The 7,625-nt window shown below is 51.2% G+C and carries 9 protein-coding genes and 1 pseudogene; 3 read left to right on the top strand and 7 right to left on the bottom strand.

Annotation, left to right across the window (positions count from 1 at the left end; genetic code table 11):
- The 6 genes and pseudogenes from C162_RS34800 to C162_RS30515 form a co-directional block, all read right to left on the bottom strand.
- Positions 1-1,517 (bottom strand): annotated as a pseudogene (locus C162_RS34800) (hypothetical protein); the annotation flags it as partial.
- Between the two features lie 70 nt (positions 1,518-1,587).
- Complete coding sequence (locus C162_RS30535) at positions 1,588-2,220, bottom strand: ribonuclease HII (RefSeq protein WP_036701222.1); 633 nt, start codon at positions 2,218-2,220, stop codon at positions 1,588-1,590.
- 443 nt (positions 2,221-2,663) lie between these two features.
- Positions 2,664-3,527, bottom strand: a complete 864-nt coding sequence (ylqF, locus tag C162_RS30530; protein WP_036701219.1) for a ribosome biogenesis GTPase YlqF — start codon at positions 3,525-3,527, stop codon at positions 2,664-2,666.
- A 40-nt stretch (positions 3,528-3,567) separates the two neighbouring features.
- Positions 3,568-4,188: a signal peptidase I gene (lepB, locus tag C162_RS30525; protein WP_036701218.1), complete on the bottom strand. Its 621-nt coding sequence runs from the start codon at positions 4,186-4,188 to the stop codon at positions 3,568-3,570.
- Positions 4,189-4,443: 255 nt separating this feature from the next.
- Positions 4,444-4,788 carry a 50S ribosomal protein L19 gene (rplS, locus tag C162_RS30520; RefSeq protein ID WP_036701215.1) on the bottom strand — a complete coding sequence of 115 codons (345 nt, stop codon included), beginning with the start codon at positions 4,786-4,788 and terminating at the stop codon, positions 4,444-4,446.
- A gap of 146 nt (positions 4,789-4,934) precedes the next feature.
- Positions 4,935-5,228, bottom strand: a complete 294-nt coding sequence (locus tag C162_RS30515; RefSeq protein WP_036701213.1) for a hypothetical protein — start codon at positions 5,226-5,228, stop codon at positions 4,935-4,937.
- Positions 5,229-5,506: 278 nt separating this feature from the next.
- On the opposite strand from C162_RS30515, the gene C162_RS36740 reads away from it, so the two are divergent.
- A complete protein-coding gene (locus C162_RS36740; RefSeq protein ID WP_051494052.1) occupies positions 5,507-6,454 on the top strand; it encodes a hypothetical protein in 948 nt (315 codons plus the stop codon).
- Between the two features lie 118 nt (positions 6,455-6,572).
- On the opposite strand, the gene C162_RS30505 is transcribed toward C162_RS36740, so the two are convergent.
- On the bottom strand, positions 6,573-6,830 hold the full coding sequence (locus C162_RS30505; RefSeq protein ID WP_036701211.1) for a hypothetical protein: 258 nt from the start codon (positions 6,828-6,830) through the stop codon (positions 6,573-6,575).
- 227 nt (positions 6,831-7,057) lie between these two features.
- Between C162_RS30505 and C162_RS30500 the strand changes: the two genes are divergently transcribed.
- The gene (locus C162_RS30500) at positions 7,058-7,252 is read left to right on the top strand and encodes a hypothetical protein (RefSeq protein ID WP_036701210.1); all 195 of its coding nucleotides are present in this window, start codon (positions 7,058-7,060) and stop codon (positions 7,250-7,252) included.
- 201 nt (positions 7,253-7,453) lie between these two features.
- On the top strand, positions 7,454-7,537 hold the full coding sequence (locus C162_RS37730; RefSeq protein WP_353953970.1) for a putative holin-like toxin: 84 nt from the start codon (positions 7,454-7,456) through the stop codon (positions 7,535-7,537).
- Positions 7,538-7,625 lie beyond the last annotated feature (88 nt).

Here is a 7,625-nt window from a genome sequence, read left to right as displayed (position 1 = left end):
GGTTCCCCCTGCGGCGGCGCAGCCGCAGGGGCTGCACTGCCGCCCGCCGCGCCGGAGGCGGGCGGCGCTTCGGCGAGCTGCGGCAGAGTGCCGCGCAGCTCGGAGAGCACGCCCTGCAGCTTCGCAAGCAAGGCAGGCCCCGCAGCGCTCTGCGTCTGCGCGGCTACGCCCGCGCCCTCACGCACTCCAGCTGCGGTACCCGCACCTTCACGCGCTCCTGCGGCGTTCCCCGCTCCATCTCGCGCTCCAGCCACGCTCCCCGCAACTTCGCCACGCGCTCCAGCTACATTCCCCGCGCCTTCTCGCGTTCCTGCCACGCTCCCCGCAACTTCGCCACGCGCTCCTGCTACGTTCCCCGCTCCTTCACGCACTCCGGCTGCATTTCCCGCACCTTCACTACGCGTTCCCGCCGCGATTCCCGCGCCTTCTCGCGCTCCAGCCACGCTTCCCGCTCCTTCACCATGCGTTCCTGCTACGTTCCCCGCACCTCCACGCACTCCGGCTGCATTTCCCGCACCTTCACTACGCGTTCCCGCCGCGATTCCCGCGCCTTCTCGCGCTCCAGCCACGCTTCCCGCTCCTTCACCATGCGTTCCTGCTACGTTCCCCGCACCTCCGCCACGCGCTCCAGCTGCGTTCCCTGCACCTTCACGCGTTCCAGTCGCGTTCCCCGCACCGTCACGCACTCCAACCGCATCCCCGCTTCCTGCAGGTTCTGCATCTCCCGCTGATACCAATGCAGCTTGTCCATTGGCACCCACAGCCTGCGAAATGCCCGCATTACCGCTCTGTCCCGCCTGAGTATTCACTCCGGCAGTCCCTCCATTGCCAGCCAGCGCAGCATTCACTCCGCCTGTCAGCAGCCCTGACGCAGGTCTGCTATTCCCCGCAGCTTGACCTGATCCGTCGCCTTCCGCCCCTTGCTTCACCCATACGTTCAGCGCAGTCTCCAGTTTCGCCAGCAGATCATGCAGCTTCGGTCCGAATACAGCCTGCTGCAGCCCCTTCACCGTCTCAGCCGTTACAGGCAAGCCTCGCTTCACCGAGATTACAGCCGCCTCCAGCCATTCTGAAGCAGGGACACCGGGAGGTTTGGCATTCATTACTGCATCCAGCTTCGCCGCAGTCTCCTTAGTGAAAGCCAGTCCTCCAGCCTGCATCGCTTGAACAATCTCCCGGCCCGTCTTGGAATTGGCAAGTCCAAGCGACTCGAGTGCCTCGCCCATACTCTGCGGCGAGACCATAGCCGCCTCCCCAAGAGATACCGGCTTAAGCACCGGCAAGCCGCCTTCTCCTGGTGCACCCACCTGCAGGTTCAGCGTCTGACCGGCTGCCAGCGGTGTTTCCAGTTCAGCCCGTACCGGCGTTCCCTGAATCTGCACCACCGCTTCTTTTCCGGAATCGGATATGCTAAGCACAACGCCGCGAACAACCTGACCTTCCTTAAGCTCTACAGATTTGGCCTCTCCCGCCTTACTGTCGCCAAGCAAACCGCGAACCAGTGATCCGATGTTCATGTTGTCCGCCTCCCTTCTTTCTATTTATATCGGTATTTCGCCTTCATTTGTGATTATCTGGGTCACACGCTTAGAATAAAGCCAGCTGTTCCTGCTCCGCCAGAATATTGCCGATGAAGCTGCGCCGGTGCATCGGAGTTACACCCAGTGCCTTGATCTGTTCACGATGCAGCTTGGTAGCATATCCTTTATGTACTTTAATCCCATAATCCGGGTATAATTCCTCCCACAAGCCCTCACAGAGCCGGTCACGGGTCACCTTGGCTATAATGGAGGCGGCAGCAATCGACTGGCTGTTGGCATCCCCTTTGATGATGGCGCGCTGCGGCAAGGGCAGTTCCACCTTCTCCGCATCAATCAGCATATAGTCCGGCTGCTGGCTTAAACCTTCTACCGCCAGGCGCATCGCCAAACGCGAAGCCTGCTTAATATTAATTTCATCGATCACCGCTGCCCCCACATGCCCTAAGCTTACCGCCAGCGCCTGCTCCATAATGGTCTCATACAGAGCATCCCGCTTTTTGGCCGTCAGCTTCTTAGAGTCATCCACACCCTCAATAATCAGCCCCACCGGCAAAATTACCGCTGCAGCCACCACATCCCCGAACAAACACCCCCGGCCCACTTCATCCACACCTGCGATGTGACGGAAAGATTGTCCCCAGCCTTCTTTTTCATACCCAAGCATATCTATCTCACTCATCGTCTCTCCACCTGCCCACTAAAATTAAAATAAGCTACATCTATGATCTTCCTACGAATATATGACAGAATGCGAATCCCAAAAGAGCTTCGAACTTGCACTCATTTCCATCCAATCCCAGTCTCAGAATCTTAAAATTCTGCACTGAATACAACAATCCCTTCATTAATACTGCGCAAATCCAAAAAAGTTGTATGAAAGACAACACTTCTGCTGCTCCGTCCAATTTTAATAGAGAAAAGTTGCAATTCTTACATGATTGCTTCACGCATCTTCTCATACCCCTACCCTTGTTCTCTCCTACTCTCCCAATGTCTTTTCGCGCTCCTTCTCACACTTCACAGCACTAACGACTTCCAGCCCATTCTTCCTCAACCCTCTAATACGCAAAAAAGAACCACCCCACATTCACGGATGGCTCTTCCATTCCATACTACATTCTACTATTCAGGTGTCTCCAGCGTGAAGCGTCCAAGCTTCCCGGCACGAAGCTCATGCAGCAGCGCGCGTGAAGCCTTCTCCAGATCTACACGGCCACCGCTCATCAGACAACCGCGCTTACGCCCTACCGCTTCCATAACGGCTACGATTTCATCCGGGTTCTCTAAGTCCTCCGGCAGCTTACTGATATCGAAGCGCTCCTTGAACCGGCTTCCGTAATCCTTCACTAGATATTTCACCGCATAATAAGCAATATCCTCAATATTCAGGATTTCTTCCTTAATGGCCCCGGTTACTGCCAGCTTATAGCCTACCGCCTGGTCCTCGAACCTCGGCCAAAGAATCCCCGGAGTATCCAATAGTTCCAGACTACCGCCGGTCTTAATCCATTGCTGGCCCTTGGTAACCCCCGGACGGTCACCGGTAATTGCAATATTTCTTCCTGCCATCCGGTTAATGAGAGTCGATTTGCCTACGTTGGGAATGCCCACAATCAGTGCCCGCATCGCACGCGGATTCATGCCCTTGGCAATTTGCCGGTCGATCTTGTCCTTTAGCAGCAGCTTCACCTGCTCCGGAATTTCTTTAATTCCAGTGCCAGTAGAAGCATCTACCGGATAGGCAACATGACCCTGCTCCTTGAAATAAGCCAGCCACTTGCGCGTAGCTTCCGGATCGGCCAGATCTGCTTTATTTAGAATAATCAGTCTTGGCTTGTCCCGCAAAATATCGTCAATCATCGGATTGCGGCTCGAAATCGGCAGACGGGAATCAAGCAGTTCTATTGCAACATCAATTAGCTTCAGCTTATCCTCGATTTGCCGTCTAGCCCTCGTCATATGACCAGGAAACCATTGAATGGCCAATGCCGTCACCTCCTTTGACTTCTGTCAGCTTCGTAATGAATTAATGATTTATTAATGAAATATTCTTCACCGGCCAGAAAATAAGGTCTGCACGGCCGACAATATCCCCCAGCGGCACATAACCGATCATCCGGCTGTCCGTGCTGTCAGAGCGGTTATCCCCCATTACGAACACATGGCCTTCCGGCACCTTATTGTCCGTAAACTGCTCATTCGGGAAGTTCTTATTGTTGTACAAAATGTTGTTATTATGCGCATCATCAATCGCGCCTTGGATGTACGTTTCGTTCACAGGCTCTCCGTTAACTGTAACGACATCCCCTTCAACTGTGACTGTGTCGCCTGCCACACCAATGACACGCTTAATGAAATCCCGGCCCTCTGAAGGCACATGGAACACAATGACTTCTCCGCGCTCCGGCTTGCGGATATCGTAGAGAATTTCGTTAACAATCACTCTTTCGCCGGTATGGAAGTTAGGCTTCATGGAAGGGCCGTCTACGATAAACGGTTTGAACAAAAGCCAGCGTATTAGAATAACCAGAACCAATGCAATCGCTATCGCTTTAATCCATTCCAGGACTTCATTCTTTGGCTTCCGGGGGCTCTGGCCGTTTGAATCAATCACTTCGCCTTGCCCTTGCTGCAAATCCTGCTGCATAGTTCACCGTCCTCTCCAATAATTGTTATCTCCACTATACAATACAAAAAAGCTCCTGCCAAAAACTCCCCCGCGATTACTCCTTCAGGAGGCCTTTTCGGAGAAGCTGTTCCTAAGGCACATATGTCTAAAAACCCACAAAGTGATGCTTGAACTTCGATGCTTACTCAGGTACTTTGCGGGGAGCACAATTCTTTAATTACAAGAAATAAACGAAAGGGGCTTGAATTCAAGCCCCTTTCCTTTGTCACTATTCTAGCGACGAATTTCTTTAATTCTTGCAGCTTTACCGCGCAGGTCACGAAGATAGTACAGCTTCGCACGACGAACTTTACCGCGGCGAGCCACTTCGATTTTCTCGAGTTTAGGGGAGTTAACTGGGAATGTTCTTTCCACACCAACACCATAAGAGATTTTACGAACCGTAAAAGTCTCACCGATACCGCCGCCGCGACGTTTGATTACAACGCCTTCGAACAACTGGATACGCTCACGAGTTCCTTCGATAACTTTTACATGCACCTTCAAAGTGTCACCCGGGCGAAAACTCGGGATATCTTTACGAAGTTGCTCTTGTGTAATTGCTTGTAGGATATTCATTAAGGACTTCCTCCTTCCGTACAGGTGTTCTTGCCTCTTCCGGAGAGCCGTTGCTCTCCCTCATTATCCGCAGAGGACCACCGTATTCCACACAACAGAAGTAATTTTATCATAAAAGACAGGCTCATGCAACATATATTTATTCTTTAAAGCGGCAGCATATCCCGTTTCTTCGCCTTCACCTTGCAATCCTTGCAGAGTCCGACCACACTTCCGTCATCCTGGGCATAAAAAATCAGCTTGCCGTTCTTCTTCTTACAGGAGGAGCACTGCTGATCCGCAGCATTCTGCTTGGCCTTACGGTGCCCTTCCATAGAAATCACATTACTGGCCTTCCCCTGCTTCGGCGCTTCAGTCTGTTCTTGGCTCATCCGGCTGCGGTACACGGTATAGACAACTGCGCCCACCAACACAACGATCAGGAAAGCTGCATACTGCATTTGGCTCATCCGCCCCTCTGACTTGTTCAGTCAAAATAGTAAACAGACCGTCTCCCGGGTCTGCTTCCGTGCCGGCCCTCCAGCTGTCACATTTCATTCTTCCGTTCCTTAATCTAACGCTAGTGTACCATAATGCAGAGTTGAAATGTAGCCGCAGGCTTACTGGACTATAGTCCAGTACAACAACCCGCCGCCAGGCTGTTATCCAGTGTTTTCCCATAATATATAATACTGAGTATACATAAGCAAATAATCATGCCTTTAGGAGGGCCTATATAATGAAGAAACATCACAGCACAGCAATTATTGCAGCAATGGCCGTATTTTCTATTGCACTTACCGGCTGCCGGGAGCTTCCCGGCAAGGAAGCAGCGGATAGCCAACTGGAGCAGACGATCTCCGGCAGCTTCACCCAGGAAGCGGCAGAAGCCGTGAAGCAGAGTCTCAGCGATGCCAGTGATGCTGTAGGCGACGCCATCGAGAACACAGCGGGCATGATTGAAGATCAAATGAACACTAGCGGAATCAGCCGGAAGTTCTCCACCTCCCTGCCTATTGCTTCGGCTTCTGTCCTTAAGTTAGATAATTCGGTGGGGGAAGTCGCAGTGGCGCCCGCATCAGGTGACGAGATTACTGTCCAGGCCACCGTCATTGTCCATGAGCAGACAGGCCACAAGCTGGTATCCGGTGTACTGGATCATACGGAAGTTTCTATTGAACATAAAGGTGACGCTCTCATCGTCTCTGCTCATGGTGAAGGCAATGCAAAGAAGGATCTCTGGGAATGGGCGCAGCATGAGTACGGCGATTCCAACTTCAGCATTAATTATGTAATCGGGATTCCAGAGACCGTTGACCGGTTTGAGATTGATAATAATGTAGGCACCGTTCAGCTCCGCGGGCTCGAGGGGACTTTTGAGATTAACAGCAATGTGGGCAGCATCATCCTTCAAGACACCGTGTTCACAGGCAAGTCCAGTGTGGAGTCGAATACGGGAAGTATTGAGCTTGGAGTATCCAGCATGACCAAGGGCAGCAGCCTCAAGGCCAAGAGCGATATCGGAAGAATCTCCGCCGATCTGTCAGCATCAACCGCATGTACGGTCAAAGCCCGCAGCGAACTTGGCCACATCTCCGGCGCTGACAACGGTACATCTAAGGATTATAATGGCGGCGGTCCGCTGCTATCGTTAACCACGCAGATCGGAGCTATATCCGTTAATTAACAGCCTCTACCTTGAGCGCATTTTACCCGTATACTATATCATCCTATAATTTATTCACGCAAAAAGTGGGCCTTCCTGACTTCCAGGAGCCCACTTTTTTGTGTTGTTCAGGCCATCGTCAGATTAGCGCAATCGCCAGAAGCGTGAACAGGCTCAAGGTAAGGATCTGACTGCCGTAGCCATAGTATCCGCCATAGTAGTTTCCTGCACCGCCCGGATAGAAGGCCGAAGTTTGCATTCTACCATTGCCCTTTGTTTTCAGATACACATTATTCCGGTCCACATCCACAATAATTCCTTCATGACGTTTGCCGTCAGAAGTCATAATGCGTACACGCTTATCCTTGCAATGGAGACAATTATAATAAGCTTCCATCTGCTGTTTCCTCCTTAATCGTGGTTCTGTATCTTATGAGGGGAGGGATAAGCCGGTAACGGCTATCGTCACGCAGCAGCTGTCTATAATTAAATTAGCTGTGAAATGAATAACTTGTGAACATTGTGTATCAATTTTGTGTAAAAAGGGGTAATATTAAAGTAACAAAACAATTAACCGCTTACGGTTGTGAACAATCTTCTACAATCCATAAGGAGGCAGGAATCATGAGTACAGCAGGCAGACGTTTTATTAATGAAGGAGTACTGCGGATCGCCTGGTTTATCATTTTCGCTTCGCTCACCTACACGGTGCGCAATTATACTTGGGCCATTGTATTGCTTATGGTTGTTGCCTTGTATTCACTGGTTACGGGAGTCATTATGCTTACCCGCCGGGATAGAGACAGGGGCAGGTTCTAGTTTAACCGCACATAGCCTTATCACCTAAATAAAAACACTTCCTACAGAGCGTGCTGCGCTGACGGAAGTGTTTTTTGTTTTAGCGAAAACGGGAATACAATAAATGCCAATCCTCTACAAAATATGATATAATCGCAGAAGCAATAGAATAGGCTTGCAAGGGCGGTCGGCTACCTCTCCGTAGAAGGGAGGGATGCCCATATGACAGTTAAAGACACATTAACGCTAATGATTTCATTTGCGACTTTGGTTGTTCTTATACTATCATTCCACAACAAAAAGTAGACCGCCCTCGGCAAAGGTGAATGGTCTACTTTTTGTTGATTATTCCACTTTTTAAGCCTACCGCCCTTAAAAGCGGCTATTGCTCGGG

Source organism: Paenibacillus sp. FSL R7-269, assembly GCF_000517865.1.
Taxonomy (GTDB): Bacteria; Bacillota; Bacilli; order Paenibacillales; family Paenibacillaceae; genus Paenibacillus_AQ.
The sequence above is the reverse complement of the archived record's forward strand: the minus strand, read 5'-3'. Positions and strand labels throughout refer to the sequence as shown.

Bases quoted from the DNA above. Each gene is read 5' to 3' on its own strand.
- C162_RS30535 (WP_036701222.1), bottom strand. From the start codon at position 2,220: ATGAGTGAGATAGATATGCTTGGGTATGAAAAAGAAGGCTGGGGACAA.
- lepB (WP_036701218.1), bottom strand. From the start codon at position 4,188: ATGCAGCAGGATTTGCAGCAAGGGCAAGGCGAAGTGATTGATTCAAAC.
- rplS (WP_036701215.1), bottom strand. From the start codon at position 4,788: ATGAATATCCTACAAGCAATTACACAAGAGCAACTTCGTAAAGATATC.
- C162_RS30515 (WP_036701213.1), bottom strand. From the start codon at position 5,228: ATGCAGTATGCAGCTTTCCTGATCGTTGTGTTGGTGGGCGCAGTTGTC.
- C162_RS36740 (WP_051494052.1), top strand. From the start codon at position 5,507: ATGAAGAAACATCACAGCACAGCAATTATTGCAGCAATGGCCGTATTT.
- C162_RS30505 (WP_036701211.1), bottom strand. From the start codon at position 6,830: ATGGAAGCTTATTATAATTGTCTCCATTGCAAGGATAAGCGTGTACGC.
- C162_RS30500 (WP_036701210.1), top strand. From the start codon at position 7,058: ATGAGTACAGCAGGCAGACGTTTTATTAATGAAGGAGTACTGCGGATC.
- C162_RS37730 (WP_353953970.1), top strand. From the start codon at position 7,454: ATGACAGTTAAAGACACATTAACGCTAATGATTTCATTTGCGACTTTG.